Origin of the sequence: Agromyces sp. S2-1-8 (assembly GCF_021129215.1) — a bacterium.
GTDB classification, from domain to species: domain Bacteria; phylum Actinomycetota; class Actinomycetes; order Actinomycetales; family Microbacteriaceae; genus Agromyces; species Agromyces chromiiresistens.
Genome location: NZ_JAJOLP010000001.1, coordinates 2693135 through 2712292, shown reverse-complemented (window position 1 = coordinate 2712292; position 19158 = coordinate 2693135). Strand labels below are relative to the sequence as shown.

The following is a 19158-nucleotide window of genomic DNA, read 5'->3' as shown; positions in this document are numbered from 1 at the left end:
TGCGCACCTGATCTGCGACACGGACTGCCACGGGCGTGTCGCCCAGGCAGGCGTTCGGGCGACGTTCTCGCCCTGAACGACCTTACTACTTGGCGGAGAGCTCCTCGCCCAGACGGACGAGGGTGCGCACGGCCGCCCCGGTCGCTCCCGTCCCGGTGAAGCCCCAGCCCGCGCCGGAGTTGTGCGAAGGGCCGGCGATGTCGAGGTGCGCCCAGGGAATCCGCTCCTCGGTGCCCTCGCGCGTGCCGACGAACTCCTGCAGGAAGACGCCGGCGAGCAGCATGCCGGGCACGGTCTGGCCGAGCTTCGTGTTGGTGAGGTCGGCGACGTCGGACTTCAGCATCGGCATGAGGTCCTTGGGCAGCGGCATCGGCCAGACGGCCTCGTCGACGTGGTCCGCCGCGGACCGGACGCGTGCCACGAGCTCGTCGTCGCCGAGCAGGCCGGAGATGCGCCCGCCGAGCGCGACCATCTGCGCACCGGTGAGGGTCGCGACGTCGACGATCGCGTCGGGCTGCTCCTCGCTCGCGGCCACGAGGCCGTCGGCGAGCACGAGCCGCCCCTCGGCGTCGGTGTTGAGCACCTCGACGGTCTTGCCGCCGCGGATGCGGAGCACGTCGTTGGGCCGGGTCGCGGTACCCGAGGGCAGGTTCTCGGCGAGGCACAGCCAGCCGGTCACGCGGATGGGCAGTCCGAGCTCGGCGAACGCGATCATCGCGGAGAGCACGGCGGCGGCGCCGGCCATGTCGGTCTTCATGCCCACCATGGAGAGCATCGGCTTCAGCGAGAGGCCGCCCGAATCGAACGTGATGCCCTTGCCCACGAGCGCGAGGTGGGCGGATGCCTCGGCCGGAGCCCATTCGAGGCGCACGAGGCGCGGCCCGCGGCTGGAGCCCTGGCCGACGCCGAGGATCCCGCCGAAGCCGTCGGCGGCGAGCGCCCGCTCGTCCCAGACCGTCGCCGTCACGCCGACCTCGGCGGCCGCGGCGACGGCGAGCTCGGCGAAGCTCGCCGGGAAGAGCTCCGAGGGCGACGTGTTCACAAGGTCCTTCGTGCGTGCCACGGCGGCGACGACGGAGCGGAGCCGGTCGAGTCCCACCGCCTCGGCGCCGAGTTCGGAGTGCAGGTCGATGCGCGTGACCCGCGGCTTCGCCTCGCTGCGGTACTCGTCGAAGGCGTAGGCGCCGAGCGCGGCGCCCTCGAGCAGTGCGGCGACGGCGTCGGCGTCGCCCAGCGCGACTGCGACGGCCACCGATTCGGCCTTGCCGAGGCGACGCACGGCGGCACCCGCGGCGAGGCGCAGGCTCGAGGCATCCGCTCGGTCGCCCACCCCGGCCACCGCGACGACGCGCGGCCCGCCGTCGGCGCCCGGGAGCCGGGTCAGCTCCTCCGCCGCGCCGGTCGCGCCGAGCGCGACGATCTGCGGGCGCACCCAGTCGAAGCCCTCGGGCGTGAGGAGCTCGACGCCGTCGGCCCCCTGCCTGGCGACGAGGAGCACGACGTCGGCGTCGGCGGAGGCGGCGGGGGAGTCGATCACGGAGAGCGCGGGAACGGTCATGGCTCCAGATGTTACGTGTTCGCTCTGGGCATGCACGGCGCGGCTCCGTCGGCGGCGGGTCGCCGGCACCGCGTCAGTAGGCTGGAAACATGCGCGATCCCCGTTCCCTGTACGAGCTGAACGTCGACGTGTCGGTGCCGCCGGGGCTCCCGCTCGTCGCCGGGCTCACCGGCTTCGCCGACGCCGGCGGGGCGGTCGCGCAGACGACCGAGTACCTGCGCGAGACGCTCGAGACGACATCGATCGCGACCTTCGACGTCGACGAGCTCCTCGACTACCGTGCTCGGCGACCGATCATGCTCTTCGAGGGCGACCACTTCACCGAGTACACGCCTCCGCGGATCGAGCTCGAGCTCGCGCGCGACGAGCTCGGCCGGCCCTTCCTGCTGCTCACCGGCTTCGAACCCGATTTCAAGTGGGAGTGGTTCACGGCGGCCGTGCTGCAGCTCATCGACGAACTGCAGGTGGCGTCGACGACCTGGGTGAACTCGATTCCGATGCCGGTGCCGCACACGCGCCCGATCCGGGTGACCGTGAGCGGCAACCGGGACGAGCTCATCGACACGATGTCTGTCTGGCGTCCGACGACCCAGGTGCCGGGCAACGCGCTGCACCTCGTCGAGTACCGGCTCGTCGAGCTCGGGCATCCGACGACGGGCTTCGTGCTGCTCATCCCGCACTACCTCGCGGACACCGAGTATCCGTCGGCCGCGATCGCCGCCCTCGAGGCGATCAGTGCCGCGACGGGTCGCATCTTCCCGACCGACGCGCTCCGCGAGCAGGGGCGCGACTTCATCGCACGAATCGACGAGCAGGTCGCCGAGAACGGCGAGCTCGCGAAGCTCGTGGGCACCCTCGAGGGGCGGCATGACGCCTACATGGAGGGCACGACCCTGCGATCCCCGCTCACCGACGAGGACGGCGAACTGCCGAGCGCCGACGAGATCGCGGCAGAGCTCGAGAAGTTCCTGGCCTTCCGTCGGTCGCGCGACGACGAACCCCCGCGAGGCGCCTGAACGCGAGGACCGTCCGATCCGGGGAATGGCGGGTGGCCCGCCGACGTTGTCTGTGGATGTGCGGCGGGGCGTCGGGCGTGCGCGTCGATCGTTCAGGACCTGTATAATTAAGGCAGGACCCGTTCGGGTTCGCGGGCACGATCGAGACCGTGCCATCCACGCGGACTTGACATGGGTCCTCATAGTGTCCGAAAACGACCGGACCGAATGCACGAGCCGCGCCTTCCGAGAGGGCACACGCCGCGCGACGGTAGGAGAGGTTCAAACGTATGGCAACGACGAAGGCGAAGGCCGAGGCCGAGGCTGAGAAGCCGGCCGCGAAGCGCCAGACCGCCGCGAAGTCGACTGCGAGCAAGGCGCCTGCGAAGGCGCCCGCCGCGAAGGCGGCTGCGAAGACCACGACGGCGTCGAAGACGCCTCGCACGAGCACGGCCAAGAGCGCCGCGAAGCCCCGCACCAAGGCGAAGGGCAAGGCCGCCGACGACGAAGAGGACGACGAGGTCGACCCCGCCGACCTCGAGGTGGTCGAGACCGACGCCGCCGAGGGGGCCCACGACGAGGCGACCGACGAGGACGACGACGCGAAGCCCGTCGCCATCGAACCGCACCCGACGGGTGCGCTCGTGCTGCGCGCCTCCGACGACGAAGACGAGGTGCCGGTCTACTCGTCCACCATCACGGGCGCGACGGCCGACCCGGTCAAGGACTACCTCAAGCAGATCGGCAAGGTCGCGCTCCTGAACGCGGCCGAAGAGGTCGAGCTCGCGATGCGCATCGAGGCGGGACTCTTCGCCGAGGAGAAGCTGTCGCAGATGAGCGACACCGAGAAGCGGTCGCAGCTCGGTCGCGAGCTGCAGTGGGTCGCGAAGGACGGCCAGCGCGCCAAGAGCCACCTGCTCGGCGCCAACCTGCGTCTGGTCGTCTCGCTCGCGAAGCGCTACACGGGTCGAGGCATGCAGTTCCTCGACCTCATCCAGGAGGGCAACCTCGGTCTCATCCGCGCGGTCGAGAAGTTCGACTACACCAAGGGCTTCAAGTTCTCGACCTACGCCACGTGGTGGATCCGCCAGGCGATCACGCGCGCGATGGCCGACCAGGCCCGCACCATCCGCATTCCCGTGCATATGGTCGAGGTCATCAACAAGCTCGCCCGCGTGCAGCGCCAGATGCTGCAGGACCTCGGGCGCGAGCCCACGCCCGAAGAGCTGAGCCGCGAACTCGACATGACCCCCGAGAAGGTCATCGAGGTGCAGAAGTACGGCCGCGAGCCGATCTCGCTGCACACGCCGCTCGGTGAGGACGGCGACAGCGAGTTCGGCGACCTGATCGAAGACACCGAGGCGGTCGTGCCGGCCGACGCCGTGGGCTTCACGATGCTGCAGAAGCAGCTCGAGTCGCTCCTCGACTCCCTGAGCGAGCGCGAGGCGGGCGTCATCCGGATGCGCTTCGGCCTCGGCGACGGCATGCCGAAGACCCTCGACCAGATCGGCGACACGTTCGGCGTGACCCGCGAGCGCATCCGCCAGATCGAGTCGAAGACGATGGCGAAGCTCCGCCACCCCTCACGGTCGCAGTCGCTGCGCGACTACCTCGAGTAGGCCGCCGGTGCGCGCTGGGTCCCTGTGTTATGGGCCGGCGATCCTCGTCGGCAGACTCACCAGATTCGCCGCCCGGCTGCGCAAGCCGGGCGGCGGCTCTGCCGTTCCCGGTCTGGTCGTGAACCGGATCGCGCCGAACTACTTGAAGCGCACCCTGTCGGGATTCCCGCAGGGGCTCGTCGTGGTCTCCGGATCGGCGGGCAAGTCGACGACGACGAAGATGCTCGTCGCGATCCTCCGCGAGCACGGCGTCGACGTGTTCACCAACCCGTCGACCGCGAACATCAGCCAGGGGCTGACCTCGGCGCTGCTCGAGCAGGCCGACTGGCGGGGCCGGGTGCCGGGCGAGGTCGCCGTCCTCGAGATGGACGAGGGCCACGGCGCGCTCGTCATGCAGGGCGTCGACGCGCGCGTCGTCTGCCTGACGAACGTGATGGTCGACCAGATCGACCGGTTCCACGACTCCGAGATGGTCGCGGGCATGCTCGGCCGGATCGCCGCCCGGGCGGGGGAGTCGGTCGTCGTGAACGCCGACGACGCCTACCTCGAGCGGCTCGCCGAGAAGGTCGGGCCGGATGTCTCGGTGCGACGCTTCGGCGTCTCGCAATCGGTCCTCGACGCGGCGCCGCGGGGGCTCGGCTACACCGAGACGTCGACGACGCGTCTCGACCCCGCCGCAGGAGTCGTGATCGACTCGGTCGAGGGTCGCACGACCACGCTCCTCGACGAAGGTCGTCGGGTCGTCGCCGGGCTGCCGGCACGCGGAACGCATTACGCGGTCGACGCCGCGGCAGCGTACTCGACGGCGAAGGCCGTGCTCGGCGAACGCTTCTCGGGCGAGACCGCGGCGCGAGCGCTCGACGCGATCCCCGCCGTGTTCGGCCGGGGCGAGCGAGTGACCGTGCGAGGACAGGAGGTCGAGTTCGTGCTCGTGCAGAACCCTGCGAGCTACCAGCTCAACGTGGACAGCATCGAACCCGGCACGAGCGACATCCTCTTCGCGATCGGGTCCGACGTCCGTGATCCGTCGTACTTCTGGCCGGCGGACGCGTCGTCGCTCCGACGGGTTGCGATCGTCAGCGGATCGAAGGCGGCAGAGGCCGCGCTCATGCTCGCCTACGACGGCGTCGGCATCGATCGCATCGAGCCCGACCTGGCGCGCGCGCTCGACGACTTCCTCGCTGCACCCGCGCCGACCGCCGGCGTGAAGACGATCGTCTTCTCGGCCGACTCGATGCGCCGCACGAGGGCGCACCTCGGATTGACGGGTACCGAATGAGCTTCACGATCGTCTCGCTGCTGCCGACGCTGCAGAACACCAACGGGGACGCGCAGAACGCGCAGGTGCTCGCGATGCGCGCGCGGTGGGCGGGCCTGGAGGCCGACGTCCGTGCCGTCGACGACGCCGCCGTGCTGCCTGACCGCGTCGACGCGGTCGTGCTCGGCTCCGGCAGCGACGCCTCGCTCGAGGCGAGCCGCGAACGGCTCCTCGGACTCCACGACGAACTCCGGCGGTGGGGCACCGAGGGCGTACCGATCCTCGGCGTCGGCACCGGCTGGGAGTTGCTCAGCTGGGGCATCGAGACCGGGGACGGTCGCAGCATCGAGGGACTCGGCATCCTCCCGGGGCGGGCCGTGCCGCGTGCCGAGCGCGTCACGGGCGACCTCGTCGTGCGCTCACCCGCGTTCGGCATGCTCGTCGGCTTCGAGAACCATGCGCGCGACTACATCGGGGCCGAGGGCTCGCCCCTCGGCCGCGTGCTCGCGGGTGGCGGCAACGGCCGCGACTCCGGACAGGAGGGCGTGGTCATGGGCTCGGTGTTCGGCACCCACCTGCACGGCCCCGTGCTCGCGAAGAACCCGGCCTTCGCCGATCGCCTGCTGACGATCATGGCCGAGCGCGCGGGGGTCGACTACACGCCCGGGGGGCGCTCCGAGGAGGTCGACGGCTACGCGGCCGCGGCACGCTCGGTGCAAGCACGCGCCGCCGGCGTCGAGGCGCCCGACGCTTGAGCGTTCGGCGGCCGCCACCGCCCCGCAACGAAGCAACGCCCCGGTCCTGCCGGGGCGTTGCTCGTGTCGTGCGTCAGGTCGTCAGTTGCGGTCGTCGGCGAGGAGGCGATCGCTCTCGTCGTGCCAGCTCTGTGCGATCTGCGAGAGCTTCTCCTGGTGCTTGCGGCCGTGGTGGGCGCAGAACAGCAGTTCGCCGCTCGCAACGACGACGCGGATGTAGGCCTGGGCGCCGCAGGCGTCGCAGCGGTCGAGCGCCGTGAGCTCGTAGGGGGTCTCGACTTCGACCGCACCGGTGGTTTCGGTGTACTGGGTCATGGCTCCTCCTCCGTCGCTCATGCTCGATCTTCTGTTCATCAATGAAAACACGCGGAGCAGCGGGGGACTTCCGTTCCGCCGGGCATTTCGCTCAGCGCGTAGCGCCTGCACTCCGGTGTCGGCCGCGCTCACTAGGCTTGTTCGACGTGAGCTCCGACTATTCCGCCCGCCATCTCTCCGTCCTCGAAGGGCTCGAGGCGGTGCGCAAGCGCCCCGGCATGTACATCGGCTCGACCGACTCGCGCGGCCTCATGCACTGCCTCTGGGAGATCATCGACAACTCGGTCGATGAGGCGCTCGCCGGTCACGGCACCGAGATCGGCGTCCTGCTCCACCCCGACGGCAGCGTGGAGGTGCGCGACCGGGCACGAGGCATCCCCGTCGACGTCGAACCCAAGACGGGGCTCACCGGCGTCGAGGTCGTCTTCACCAAGCTGCACGCCGGCGGCAAGTTCGGGTCGGGGTCGTACGCGGCCTCGGGCGGCCTGCACGGCGTCGGCGCTTCGGTCGTGAACGCCCTGAGCGAGCGACTCGATGTCGAGGTCGACCGCGACGGCAAGACGTACGCGATGTCCTTCCACCGCGGTGAGCCGGGCGTCTTCGCCGATTCGGGTTCGCCCTCGCCCGAAGCGCCGTTCACCCCCTTCGAGAAGCAGAGCGAGCTGCGCGTGGTGGGCAAGGTCGCCAAGGGCGTGACCGGCACGCGCATCCGGTACTGGGCCGACCGCCAGATCTTCACGAAGGGCGCCGAGTTCCAGACCGACGAGCTGCTCGGCCGGGCACGGCAGACGGCGTTCCTCGTGCCGGGACTCGCGATCGACGTCACCGACGAGCGCGGCGAGACGCCGCACACCACGTCCTTCCAGTTCGAGGGCGGCATCTCAGAGTTCGTCGAGCACCTCTCGCCCGACTCGCCCATCACCGACATCTGGCGCCTGACCGGCTCCGGTCACTTCACCGAGACCGTGCCCGTCCTGAGCGAGACGGGGGCGATGGTGCCGACCGAGCTCTCCCGCGAGTGCGAGGTCGACATCGCACTGCGGTGGGGCACGGGCTACGAGACCGTCATGCGTTCGTTCGTGAACATCATCGCCACGCCGAAGGGCGGCACGCACCAGGCCGGATTCGATCAGGGCCTGCTGAAGTTCCTGCGGCAGCAGGTCGAGCAGAACGCACGCCGGCTCAAGGCGGGCAACGACAAGCTCGAGAAGGACGACGTGCTCGCCGGTCTCACCGCCGTGATCACGGTGCGCCTTCCCGAGCCGCAGTTCGAGGGCCAGACGAAAGAGGTGCTCGGCACGCCCGCCGTGCGCAGCATCGTCTCGAACGTGCTCACGAAGGAGCTGAAGGAGCGCTTCGCGTCGACGAAGCGCGACGACAAGACGCAGTCGGCGCTGCTGCTCGACAAGGTCGTCGCCGAGATGAAGTCGCGCATCTCCGCACGCGCCCACAAGGAGACGCAGCGGCGCAAGAACGCGCTCGAGAGCTCGTCGCTGCCGGCCAAGCTCGTCGACTGCCGCTCCAACGACGTCGCCCACTCGGAGCTCTTCATCGTCGAGGGCGACTCGGCGCTCGGCACCGCGAAGCTCGCGCGCGACAGCGAGCACCAGGCGCTGCTGCCCATCCGAGGCAAGATCCTGAACGTGCAGAAGGCGAGCGTGGCCGACATGCTCGGCAACGCCGAGTGCGCGTCGATCATCCAGGTGATCGGCGCCGGCTCGGGACGCAGCTTCGATCTCTCGCAGGCCCGCTACGGCAAGGTCATCCTGATGGCCGACGCCGACGTCGACGGCGCGCACATCCGCACGCTGCTGCTCACGCTCTTCTTCCGCTACATGCGCCCGATGATCGAAGAGGGTCGTGTGTTCGCCGCGGTGCCGCCGCTGCACCGGGTGGTGGTGATGAACCCCGGCTCGAAGCCCAACGAGACGATCTACACGTACTCCGAAGCGGAGCTCGCCGGCGTGCTCGCCGGGCTCGACAAGCAGAAGAAGCGCTACCAGGACCCGATCCAGCGCTACAAGGGACTCGGTGAGATGGACGCTGATCAGCTCGCCACCACGACGATGGACCGTCGGCACCGCACGCTGCGACGGGTGGGCATCGGCGACGCCGAGAACGCGGGTCGTGTGTTCGAGCTCCTCATGGGCAACGACGTCGCGCCGCGCAAGGAATTCATCATCGAGAGCTCCGACGCCCTCGAGCGGGACCGCATCGACGCCTGATCGTCCGTCCCGACCCGCCTCCGGTCAACGCCGGAGGCGGGGTGTCGTGCGATCGCCGGCGCATCGGTGTCGACCAGCGCCGAACACGCCGTGACCGACTCGCCGGGTCACCCCGGCGGCGCGAATCGGATCGGCCGGGACGGCCGACCGCTGACCTCGGCGATCAGCCGATCCGCCGGCCGACCGCGCCGATGACCGCGCCGAGCGCCTGCCCCGAGGCATCCCGTTTCGCACCGGAATCGGGCAGGTCGCGCGACGAGCCGTCCGTGCCGACGGCCAAGGCGGGCGAAACGCCGACCCACGCGAGGTGCAGTGCGTCCTCGCCCTTGAGGAACCGCTGCGCGCGCACACCGCCCGTCGCCCGGCCCTTCGCGGGGAACTCGCCGAAGTCGCTCACCTTCGCGCTGCCGGGGTCGGTGCCGAGCAAGGTGTCGCTCGAAGCGGCGACAGTGACGACGACGGTCGCTTCGGCGGAGACCGCGGGCACGCTCGTGAAGTGGATGACGTGCGCACCACTGCCGAGGTTGATGCCGGCCATGCCGCCGGCAGGGCAGCCCTGCGGGCGCACCGACGCAGCCGGGAACCGCAGCAGTTGCGCATCGGAAGCCACGAACACGAGTTCGTCGGTCTCGTCGCCCTGCACGGCGCCGACGACCTCGTCGCCCGCCTTGAGCCCGATCACCTCGAACTCGGGCTTGCTCGGATAGGCCCCCGTCGCGACGCGCTTGACGACGCCCTGCTTCGTGCCGAGCGCGATCGAGCGGTCGGCGTCGAGCGAGACGATGGCGAGGACGCGCTCGTCGCGGTTCGGCAGGGCGAGGTAGTCGCCGATCTTCACGCCGGCGCCGAGCTGCACCGAGGTCGGCGGCAGCATCGGCAGGTCGACCGGCGTGAACCGGATGAGGCGGCCGAGGCTCGTCACCGCGCCGATCTCGGAACGGCTCGTCGTGTCGAGCGACGAACGGATCGCGTCGTGCTTGCTGCGCCGGGCAGGCGGGGAGATCGACGGGGGGCCGTCGGGACCCTCGGGAAGGTCCACGCGGGCGATGCGCCCCGTCGCCGAGAGGAAGACGCGGCACGGCACGTCGGCCACCTCGAGGACGGCTGCGGCGCGCTTGGCGGCAGCTCCCGCGATCGACGGCCGGGCATCGGTGAGGAGCGTGCGGCGAGGGGTGCCGAACCGCTCGGCGACCTCGGCGAGCTCGTCGGAGACGAGCGCCTCGATGCGGTGGCGGCTCGCGAGCAGCGTCTCGAGCTCCTCGATCTCGGCGCGGAGCCGGTCGCGCTCGGCCTCGAGCTCGATGCGGGAGAACTTCGTGAGCCGGCGCAGCTGCAGCTCGAGGATGTACTCGGCCTGCACCTGGCTGAGGTCGAACACCTCCATCAGGCGGGTGCGAGCAGCCGCGGTGTCGTCACTCGAGCGGATGACCTGGATGACCTCGTCGATGTCGAGGATCGCGATGAGCAGGCCGTCGACGAGGTGCAGGCGCTCACGGCGACGTGCGAGCCGGTACTCCGACCGCCGGGTGACGACCGCGATGCGGTGGCCGACGTACACCTGCAGGAGTTCGCGGAGGCCGAGCGTCTGGGGCCCGCCGTCGACGAGTGCGACGTTGTTGATGTTGAACGAGTCCTCGAGGGGCGTGAGCCGGTAGAGCTGTTCGAGCACCGCATCGGGGCTGAAGCCGGTCTTGATGCCGATGACGAGTCGCAGGCCGTTCGCCCGGTCGGTGAGATCGGTGACGTCGGAGATGCCGTTGATTTTCTTGGCGTTCACGCCGTCTTTGATCTTCTCGATGACCTTCTCGGGGCCGACGAGATAGGGGAGCTCGGTGACGACGAGCCCCGTCTTGCGCGCCGTCAGCTGCTCGACCGAGACCTTCGCACGGGTCTTGAAGCTGCCGCGGCCGGTCGCATACGCGTCTTTGATGCCGGAGAGGCCGACGATGGTGCCGCCGGTCGGCAGGTCTGGGCCCGGCACGAACTCCATGAGCTCGTCGAGCGTCGCGTTCGGATGCGCGATGAGATGACGCGCCGCGCCGACGACCTCGATCAGGTTGTGCGGCGCCATGTTCGTCGCCATGCCGACGGCGATGCCGCTGGCGCCGTTCACGAGCAGGTTCGGGTACGCGCTCGGCAGCACCTCGGGCTGCGTGAGCTGGTTGTCGTAGTTCGGCACGAAGTCGACGACGTCCTCGTCGAGTCCCTCGGCCATCGCGAGCGCGGGGGAGGCGAGCCGGGCCTCGGTGTACCGCGGGGCCGCGGGGCCGTCGTCGAGCGAACCGAAGTTGCCGTGGCCGTCGACGAGCGGCACCCGGAGCGTGAACGGCTGCGCCATGCGCACGAGCGCGTCGTAGATCGCCGTATCACCGTGCGGGTGGAGCTTGCCCATCACCTCGCCGACCACTCGGGCCGACTTCACGTGGCCCTTGTCGGGCCGGAGGCCCATCTCGGTCATCTGGTAGATGATGCGACGCTGCACGGGCTTGAGTCCGTCACGGGCGTCGGGAAGCGCGCGCGAGTAGATCACCGAGTAGGCGTACTCGAGGAACGAGCCCTGCATCTCGGTGGCGACGTCGACGTCTTCGATGCGCTCGACGATCGGGTCGTCGGCTGGCTGCGATTTGGCTCGGGTCATCCGTGTTCTCTGTGCCGTGCGTGCCGAGCACGCGGTGGAACGGGGGCGCGCCCTGCCTATGCCAGACTGGGCGCGATGTCTGCCATGCTACCGGTGCCCGCCGACACGCCTCCGCACCTCACCGAGGTGCTCGAGAGTTGCCTCGCGAGCCTCTCGGGCGAGGCGAACCCACTGGGCTTCCCGGCGTCGCGCAGCGCGGTGGTGCTGCTCGTCGACGGGCTCGGCGCCGCGAACCTCCGGGGCCGCGCCGGTCACGCCCGCTTCCTCGCATCGCGGTTCGGCAAGCGGGATGTCGCGCGCACCGTCTTCCCGTCGACGACGGCGGCGGCGCTCGCGAGCCTCACGACGGCTGCGCGTCCCGGCGAGCACGGCCTCGTCGGCTACCGCACGCTCGACGGGGCGAACGATCGCCTCGTGAACCAGCTGAACGGCTGGGACGACCGGATGCGACCGGAGACCTGGCAACGACGGGGCACGGTCTTCGAGGCGGCAGGGGAGCGAGGGGTCGACGCCGTCGCGATCGGCGCACCCCGGTACGTCGACTCGGGATTCACGCGCGCAGTGCTGCGCGGAGCCCGTTACGTGGCCGGCGCGTCGATCTCCGATCGCTTCTCCGCTGCGCTCGACGTGCTCTCGTCCGGCGAACCGGCGCTCGTCTACCTCTACGTGCCCGAACTCGACCAGGCCGCGCACGCGCACGGCTGGGAGTCCGACCGCTGGCTCGGGCTCCTCGAACAGCTCGACGCCGAGGCGGCGTCGTTCGAGAAGCGGATGCCTCGTGGCACGGGCCTCGTCGTCACGGCGGACCACGGCGTGGTCGACGTTCCCGCGCACCGGCACGTGTTCGTGGACGCCAGGCCGGCGCTCGTCGACGGCGTACGGCACGTCGGCGGCGAGCCGCGCTGCCTGCAGCTCTACTTCGAACCCGGCCTCGACGAACCCGAGCGTGCGTCGGTCGTCGCAGCGTGGCGTGAAGCGGAGTCGCGCCGGGCATGGGTCATGACCCGCGCCGAGGCGATCGGGGCGCGGCTCTTCGGCGACGTCGACCCCGTGGTCGCACCGCGCATCGGCGACCTGCTGGTCGCGGCGCGGGCCGGCATCGCCTACTACGACGCCCGACTCGCCGACCGGCAGGCCGAGAAGATGATCGGGCAGCACGGTTCGCTCACCGACGAGGAGATGCGCGTGCCGTTCATCAGGCTCGGGGCGTTCGCACGGGGGTGAGACGACGACGGCCCGGCACGAGGCATCCCTCGACCGGGCCGTGACGGAGTCGATCGGCGCTGAACCGTGCTCAGGCCGGGTACTGGCGGCGCTTCACCTGAGGCTTCGGAAGACGGAGCGCACGCAGCTGGAGGGCGCGCATCGCCGCGTACCAGCGCACGCGCTCGACCTTTCCCTCGCCGAACTTCGCCGTGAGCTTCCGCTGCAGCGTGAAGCCCAGGATGACGACGTCGACGAGCGCGATCAGGAAGAACGCCCACAGCAGCATGATGCTCGCCGCCTGGATCTCGGCGCTCGGGATGAACGTCAGCACGATCACGGCGAACATGACAGGGATGAGCACCTCGCCGACGCTGAAGCGTGCGTCGACGTAGTCGCGCACGTACTTCTTCTGCGGGCCGCGGTCGCGGGCGGGCAGGTACTTCTCGTCGCCCATCGCCATGCCGACGCGGGCCTTCTCGCGCGCATCGGCCGCCTTCGCGCGGGCCTGCTTCGCCGCCTCCTTGCGGTCGTTCGGAACGAGCGGGCGCTTGTTCGCGGCCTCGCGCTCGGCGCGCGTCGGGGTGGGGGCGCCCTTGCCGCCCTGCTTCAGGCGCGCCTGGGTCTCTTCGAGCGACTCGGCGCTCGGCTGATCGGTGCTGTTGGGGTGCTTTGCCACGGGATCCCTCGAATCGGTTCCCCTTAAGATTACCGGCATGACCGACTCTCTCCCCACCGCTGCGGGATCCGCGGCGACCACCCCGAAGGCCGACGAATTGCGGGCGGCCGTCGAGGCGGGCTTCCCGTCGACGATCGCCGACCTCACCCGTCTCGTGAAGATCCCGTCGGTGTCGTGGCCGGCCTTCGACCCGGCGCACGTGCACGCGAGCGCCGAAGCCGTCGCCGAACTCGTCCGCGGGCTCGGCGTCTTCGACCTCGTGGATGTCCGCCGCGCCCCGGTCGCCGGCGCCGAGGACGATGCCGAGCCGCAGCTCGGCGCGCCCGCCGTGATCGCGCACCGTGCCGCGCGCAACGGCCGCCCGACGGTGCTCCTCTACGCTCACCATGACGTCCAGCCCCCCGGCAAGGACGAGGACTGGGACTCCGCGCCGTTCGAGCCGACCCTCCGCGGCGACCGGCTGTACGGCCGCGGTGCGGCCGACGACAAGGCCGGCATCATGGCGCACGTCGCTTCGATCCGCGCCCTCACCGAGGCGCTCGGCCCCGACCTCGACCTCGGCATCGCCGTCTTCATCGAGGGCGAGGAGGAGTACCTCTCGCAGTCGTTCGGCAACTTCCTGCGCGAACACCGCGAGCTCCTCGCCGCCGATGCGATCATCGTCGCCGACTCCGGCAACTGGGACCTCGAGACGCCCGCGATCACCGTCGCGCTGCGCGGAGCCGTCGCGTTCAACCTGCGCATCGACACGCTGGGCCATGCCTCGCACTCGGGCATGTTCGGCGGGGCGGTGCCCGACGCGATGTTCGCCGCCATCCGGCTGCTCGACACACTGTGGGACGCGGACGGCGCCGTCGCGGTCGAGGGGCTGACGTCGGCCGACTTCGAGACGCCCGAGTACGACGAGGCGCAGCTGCGCGCCGAGACGGGACTGCTCGACGGGGTCGAACCCGTCGGTCGCGACTCGATCCTCTCGCGCATCTGGGCGAAGCCCTCGATCACGATCACCGGCATCGACGCCCCCGACATCGCGAACGCCTCGAACACGCTCGTGCCCGGTGTGAAGGTCCGGGTGAGCGCGCGCGTCGCGCCGGGGCAGGACGCAAGGGAGGCGTACGAGGCCATCCGCACGCACCTCGAGGCGAACGCACCGTTCGGCGCGAGACTCACCTTCGACGACGTCGACACTGGGCAGCCGTTCCTCGTCGACACGACCGGCTGGGCCGTGGCGGAGACTCGCGCCGCGATGGCCGAGGCCTGGGGGCGCGAGCCCGTCGAGATGGGCGTCGGCGGCTCGATCCCGTTCATCGCCGAGCTCGTCGACGAGTTCCCCGCCGCCCAGATCCTCGTCACCGGAGTCGAGGACCCCGACTCGCGCGCGCACAGTCCGAACGAGTCGCTGCACCTCGGCGTCTTCCGGCGCTCGGTGCTGGCCGAGACGCTGTTCCTCGCGCGACTGGACGCCCGCACGACGGAATGATGACGACTCACAGCCGTCGCGGTGCTCACGACGGTTACCATGGAACGAGGATTCCGCGTTCCTGACGCATCGAGGAGAGACATGAGCGACACGATCACCGAGACCACGCACGGCGTGAAGCTGAGCGACCCCGCCGCCGACAAGGTGCGCAGCCTCCTCGAGCAGGAGGGCCGCGACGACCTGCGCCTGCGGGTCGCGGTGCAGCCCGGCGGCTGCTCCGGCCTCATCTACCAGCTCTACTTCGACGAGCGCCTGCTCGACGGCGACGCCGTCGTCGACTTCGACGGCGTCGAGGTCGTGGTCGACAAGATGAGCGTGCCGTACCTCGACGGCGCGGCGATCGACTTCGAGGACACCATCCAGAAGCAGGGGTTCACGATCGACAACCCGAACGCGCAGGGCAGCTGCGCGTGCGGCGACTCGTTCCACTGAGCGCTACCGCATCTTCCTGAGAGGGGGCCGCATCTTGCGGCCCCCTTTCGTGCATTTGGGCCGATCCACCGATGATTCCGCCCCGCGGCGCGCCCGACATCGGCCGTGGATGCACACCTCGGGTGCCGAGTCGGAGTAGGCTAGACATCGATCACCGCGCTTCACTGTGAAGCGCCTTCGAGTCTCCCGAAAGGTCACCGGTGCGCCACAATCGCCGTCTCCGATGGGCTGCTATCCCGATCGCAGCGTCTCTCAGCCTCGTGCTCGCCGGTTGCACGCAGGCGCAGCTCAACGGATTCCTCCCCGGCTTCGTCGAGGGCGAGGCACCGGTCACGAATCACACCGACACCGTTCGCGGCCTCTGGGTCACGTCGTGGGTCGTGCTGCTGATCGTCGGCGTCATCACCTGGGGCCTCACGATCTGGGCGGTCATCGCGTACCGCCGGCGCAAGGGGCAGACGGGTCTGCCCGTCCAGCTGCGCTACAACATGCCGATCGAGGTCTTCTACACGATCGTCCCGCTCATCCTCGTGCTCGGGTTCTTCGCGTTCACCGCGCGCGACCAGGAGCAGATCGAGCAGCGCTTCGCCGCCGACGACGTCGACGTCCAGGTCGAGGTCATCGCGAAGCAGTGGGCGTGGGACTTCAACTACGTGAAGGAAGACGTCTACTCGCCCGGCATCCAGGGACAGCTCGACGAAGAGGGCCCGAAGGGCTCGCTCGTGCAGTCGGAACTGCCGACCCTCTACCTGCCCGTCGGCGCGAACGTCGAGATCGAGCTCGAGTCGCGCGACGTGATCCACTCCTTCTGGGTGGTGGACTTCCTCTACAAGAAGGACATGTACCCGGGTAAGACGAACTACATGTCGTTCGTCCCCGAGCGCGAGGGCACCTACGCCGGCAAGTGCGCCGAGCTCTGCGGCGAGTACCACTCGCTCATGCTCTTCAACGTCAAGGTCGTCTCCCAGGCCGAATACGACGACTACATCCAGTCACTCCGCGACGCGGGCCAGGAGGGCCAGCTGTCGAGCGAGTACGACCGCAACCAGAACCTGCCCGGCGCAGGCGCACCCGAACTGAAGGAAGAGCGAGAAGCCGAATGAGCACCACGACCGCACCGGCTCGGCCGCAGTCGAGCAGCTTGCCGTTCGGCGCCTCCAAGGTCGAACGCAAGGGCAACGTCCTCGTCAAGTGGATCACCTCCACCGACCACAAGGTCATCGGGTACATGTACCTGATCACCTCCTTCATCTACTTCTGCATCGGCGGCGTGATGGCGCTGATCATCCGCGCCCAGCTCTTCGAGCCCGGTCTCGAGCTGCTGCAGACCCGCGAGCAGTACAACCAGCTGTTCACGATGCACGGCACGATCATGCTGCTCATGTTCGCGACGCCGCTGTTCGCCGGGTTCGCCAACGTGCTCATGCCGCTGCAGATCGGTGCTCCCGACGTGGCGTTCCCGCGTCTGAATGCGTTCGCCTACTGGCTGTTCAACTTCGGTTCGCTCATGGCGGTCGCAGGCTTCCTCACGCCGCAGGGCGCCGCATCGTTCGGCTGGTTCGCCTATCAGCCGCTCGCTTCGACGACGTTCTCGCCGGGTGTCGGCGGCAACCTCTGGATGCTGGGCCTCGGCCTCTCGGGCTTCGGCACCATCCTCGGTGCCGTGAACTTCATCACGACGATCATCACGATGCGCGCACCCGGCATGACCATGTTCCGCATGCCGATCTTCACGTGGAACACGCTCGTCACGTCGATCCTCATCCTGATGGCGTTCCCGGTCCTCGCGGCCGCCCTGCTCGCGGCCGGTGCCGACCGCATCTTCGACGCGCACGTCTATGACCCGGCCAACGGCGGCGTCATCCTCTGGCAGCACCTGTTCTGGTTCTTCGGACACCCCGAGGTCTACATCATCGCGCTGCCGTTCTTCGGCATCGTGTCCGAGATCTTCCCGGTGTTCAGCCGCAAGCCGATCTTCGGCTACAAGACCCTCATCTACGCGACGATCGCGATCGCGGCCCTGTCGGTCACGGTATGGGCGCACCACATGTACGTCACCGGCTCCGTGCTGCTGCCGTTCTTCGCCCTCATGACGATGCTGATCGCGGTGCCGACGGGTGTGAAGATCTTCAACTGGATCGGCACGATGTGGCGAGGCTCGATCACGTTCGAGACGCCGCTCATCTGGTCGCTCGGCTTCCTCATCACGTTCGTGTTCGGTGGCCTCACCGGTGTCATCCTGGCGTCGCCGCCGCTCGACTTCCACGTGTCCGACACGTACTTCGTCGTCGCCCACTTCCACTACGTGGTGTTCGGCACGGTCGTGTTCGCGATGTTCGCGGGCTTCTACTTCTGGTGGCCCAAGTGGACCGGCAAGATGCTCAACGAGACGCTGGGCAAGTGGCACTTCTGGCTGCTGTTCATCGGCTTCCACACGACGTTCCTCATCCAGCACTGGATCGGCGTCGTCGGAATGCCCCGCCGGTACTTCTCGTACCTGCCCGAAGACAACGTGACCTGGATGAACCAGCTGTCGACGATCGGCGCCGGCATCCTGGCGATCTCGCTCGTGCCGTTCTTCCTGAACGTGTACATCACGGCCCGTCGGGCGCCGAAGGTCACCGTGAACGACCCGTGGGGGTACGGAGGCTCGCTCGAGTGGGCGACCAGCTGCCCGCCGCCGCGCCACAACTTCACGTCGATCCCGCGCATCCGTTCGGAGCGCCCGGCGTTCGACCTCAACCACCCCGAGGCCGGCATCCCGGTCGGCATCGGACCGGCGAAGGACGCCCCTGAGGCGCCGACGTACGACGCGGCCACGGAGGAGATCAAGTAATGCGCGCCAACGTCATCCTGTTCTGGATCCTCGCGGTCTTCTTCCTGATCATGGCCGGGGTCTACTGGGTGTGGACCACGCTCGAGTACGGCCAGCCCGAATGGGCGGGTTCGATCGCGATCACGCTCAGCGCGATCCTCGCCGCCTTCATCGCGTTCTACCTCGGCCGGGTGCACAGCGCCCAGGGTGCGGAGCTTCCCGAAGACCGTCTCGACGCGAACATCGACGACGGTGACGCCGAGCTGGGCTTCTTCAGCCCGTGGAGCTGGTGGCCGATCATGCTCGCCGGCGCTGCGGCGCTCATGTTCCTCGGCCTCGCCGTCGGCTTCTGGATCTCCTTCATCGCGGTCGGCATCGGCGTGATCAGCCTCGTCGGCTGGGTCTACGAGTACTATCGCGGCAACTTCGCGCGCTGAGCATCGTCTCGACGGCGGAAGCTCCGGACCAATGGTCCGGGGCTTCCGCCGTTATCGGGGTCAAGCGCGTACTGCCCCGACCACGCGCCACGACCCGGCCCGCTGGCGGTAGCGCGCCTCGAATCCGCGGTGTTCGAGCACGGCGACCATCGCATCGGGCGAGTGCACGTAGCCGCGATAGGTCTTTCGCTGCAGCCGCATGAGCAGATTTCCGGATGCCGCGGCGAGCCTGGTCAGCGGATCGCGAGGCGGGTGGGTGAAGACGACCACTCGGCGTGCTCGTCCTGCGGCAGCCGCGAGCAGGCGGGTCGCGTCGGGATAGCAGCAGACGACCCGATGGAGGATCACCACGTCCGCCACGTCGACGGCCTCCGGATGCAGCGCGAGGTCGACGCCGATGCGCCGAGTCATGGCATGCGCCGTACCGGCCTTCGCGGCGACCCGCCCGGCCACCTCTTCATAGGCGCTCGAGAGCTCGAGGTTCACGGAGGCGGATGCGCCGCGCTTGATCAACTCGATCTGGATCTCGCCGATGCCCCCGCCGATCTCGAGCACGGTGGCGCCCTGCACGCCGACCTCGTCGGCCAGGAACTCGACGATGCGCCGCTCGGGGGGCGTCAGTCCGTCCTTCGCATACCGCCGGGCGATTCGCTCGGCGAAGCGTCCGGTGAACACCGGCTCGTAGCGGTCTGCGCCATCTGCTGCATCGACGCAGCAATCGTCCATGGTGCAAGTATCGCCCCAGCGGG

Annotated in this window: 16 protein-coding genes; 11 read left to right on the top strand and 5 right to left on the bottom strand. The window is 69.4% G+C overall.

Going from position 1 to position 19158, the window contains the following annotated elements:
* Positions 1-85: 85 nt before the first annotated feature.
* Positions 86-1558, bottom strand: a complete 1473-nt coding sequence (locus LR269_RS12380; RefSeq protein ID WP_231431081.1) for a leucyl aminopeptidase — start codon at positions 1556-1558, stop codon at positions 86-88.
* A gap of 89 nt (positions 1559-1647) precedes the next feature.
* Between LR269_RS12380 and LR269_RS12375 the strand changes: the two genes are divergently transcribed.
* The 4 genes from LR269_RS12375 (at position 1648) to LR269_RS12360 (ending at position 6185) form a co-directional block, all read left to right on the top strand.
* Positions 1648-2574 carry a proteasome assembly chaperone family protein gene (locus tag LR269_RS12375; protein ID WP_231431080.1) on the top strand — a complete coding sequence of 309 codons (927 nt, stop codon included), beginning with the start codon at positions 1648-1650 and terminating at the stop codon, positions 2572-2574.
* A 269-nt stretch (positions 2575-2843) separates the two neighbouring features.
* Complete coding sequence (locus LR269_RS12370) at positions 2844-4172, top strand: RNA polymerase sigma factor (RefSeq protein ID WP_231431079.1); 1329 nt, start codon at positions 2844-2846, stop codon at positions 4170-4172.
* Positions 4173-4290: 118 nt separating this feature from the next.
* Entirely contained in the window at positions 4291-5451 is a 1161-nt protein-coding gene (locus LR269_RS12365; protein WP_231431078.1) for a Mur ligase family protein, read from the top strand.
* Positions 5448-6185 carry a type 1 glutamine amidotransferase gene (locus LR269_RS12360; protein ID WP_231431077.1) on the top strand — a complete coding sequence of 246 codons (738 nt, stop codon included), beginning with the start codon at positions 5448-5450 and terminating at the stop codon, positions 6183-6185. Before LR269_RS12365 ends, LR269_RS12360 begins: the two co-directional genes overlap by 4 nt.
* A gap of 81 nt (positions 6186-6266) precedes the next feature.
* Here the strand turns inward: LR269_RS12360 and LR269_RS12355 are convergent, their stop codons facing one another.
* On the bottom strand, positions 6267-6500 hold the full coding sequence (locus tag LR269_RS12355; RefSeq protein ID WP_231431076.1) for a hypothetical protein: 234 nt from the start codon (positions 6498-6500) through the stop codon (positions 6267-6269).
* A 146-nt stretch (positions 6501-6646) separates the two neighbouring features.
* Here LR269_RS12355 and LR269_RS12350 point away from each other — a divergent pair, with 146 nt between their 5' ends.
* A complete protein-coding gene (locus LR269_RS12350; RefSeq protein WP_231431075.1) occupies positions 6647-8725 on the top strand; it encodes a type IIA DNA topoisomerase subunit B in 2079 nt (692 codons plus the stop codon).
* 163 nt (positions 8726-8888) lie between these two features.
* On the opposite strand, the gene LR269_RS12345 is transcribed toward LR269_RS12350, so the two are convergent.
* Positions 8889-11363, bottom strand: coding sequence for a DNA topoisomerase (ATP-hydrolyzing) subunit A (locus LR269_RS12345; protein WP_231431074.1), 2475 nt, complete (start codon positions 11361-11363; stop codon positions 8889-8891).
* A gap of 75 nt (positions 11364-11438) precedes the next feature.
* On the opposite strand from LR269_RS12345, the gene LR269_RS12340 reads away from it, so the two are divergent.
* On the top strand, positions 11439-12587 hold the full coding sequence (locus LR269_RS12340; protein WP_231431073.1) for an alkaline phosphatase family protein: 1149 nt from the start codon (positions 11439-11441) through the stop codon (positions 12585-12587).
* Between the two features lie 70 nt (positions 12588-12657).
* Here LR269_RS12340 and LR269_RS12335 read toward each other — a convergent pair whose 3' ends face one another.
* Positions 12658-13245, bottom strand: a complete 588-nt coding sequence (locus LR269_RS12335; protein ID WP_231431072.1) for a DUF3043 domain-containing protein — start codon at positions 13243-13245, stop codon at positions 12658-12660.
* Between the two features lie 37 nt (positions 13246-13282).
* On the opposite strand from LR269_RS12335, the gene LR269_RS12330 reads away from it, so the two are divergent.
* From LR269_RS12330 to LR269_RS12310, 5 genes are all read left to right on the top strand, one after another.
* The gene (locus LR269_RS12330; RefSeq protein WP_231431071.1) at positions 13283-14725 is read left to right on the top strand and encodes a dipeptidase; all 1443 of its coding nucleotides are present in this window, start codon (positions 13283-13285) and stop codon (positions 14723-14725) included.
* An 81-nt stretch (positions 14726-14806) separates the two neighbouring features.
* A complete protein-coding gene (gene erpA, locus LR269_RS12325; protein ID WP_231431070.1) occupies positions 14807-15157 on the top strand; it encodes an iron-sulfur cluster insertion protein ErpA in 351 nt (116 codons plus the stop codon).
* Positions 15158-15357: 200 nt separating this feature from the next.
* Positions 15358-16260 carry a cytochrome c oxidase subunit II gene (gene coxB / locus LR269_RS12320; protein ID WP_231431069.1) on the top strand — a complete coding sequence of 301 codons (903 nt, stop codon included), beginning with the start codon at positions 15358-15360 and terminating at the stop codon, positions 16258-16260.
* Positions 16257-17993, top strand: a complete 1737-nt coding sequence (ctaD, locus tag LR269_RS12315) for a cytochrome c oxidase subunit I (RefSeq protein WP_231431068.1) — start codon at positions 16257-16259, stop codon at positions 17991-17993. The genes coxB and ctaD overlap by 4 nt, the downstream gene beginning before the upstream one ends.
* Positions 17993-18409, top strand: a complete 417-nt coding sequence (locus LR269_RS12310; protein WP_231431067.1) for a cytochrome c oxidase subunit 4 — start codon at positions 17993-17995, stop codon at positions 18407-18409. Before ctaD ends, LR269_RS12310 begins: the two co-directional genes overlap by 1 nt.
* Positions 18410-18469: 60 nt before the next feature.
* Here LR269_RS12310 and LR269_RS12305 read toward each other — a convergent pair whose 3' ends face one another.
* Positions 18470-19135 carry an SAM-dependent methyltransferase gene (locus tag LR269_RS12305; RefSeq protein WP_231431066.1) on the bottom strand — a complete coding sequence of 222 codons (666 nt, stop codon included), beginning with the start codon at positions 19133-19135 and terminating at the stop codon, positions 18470-18472.
* Positions 19136-19158: the final 23 nt, after the last annotated feature.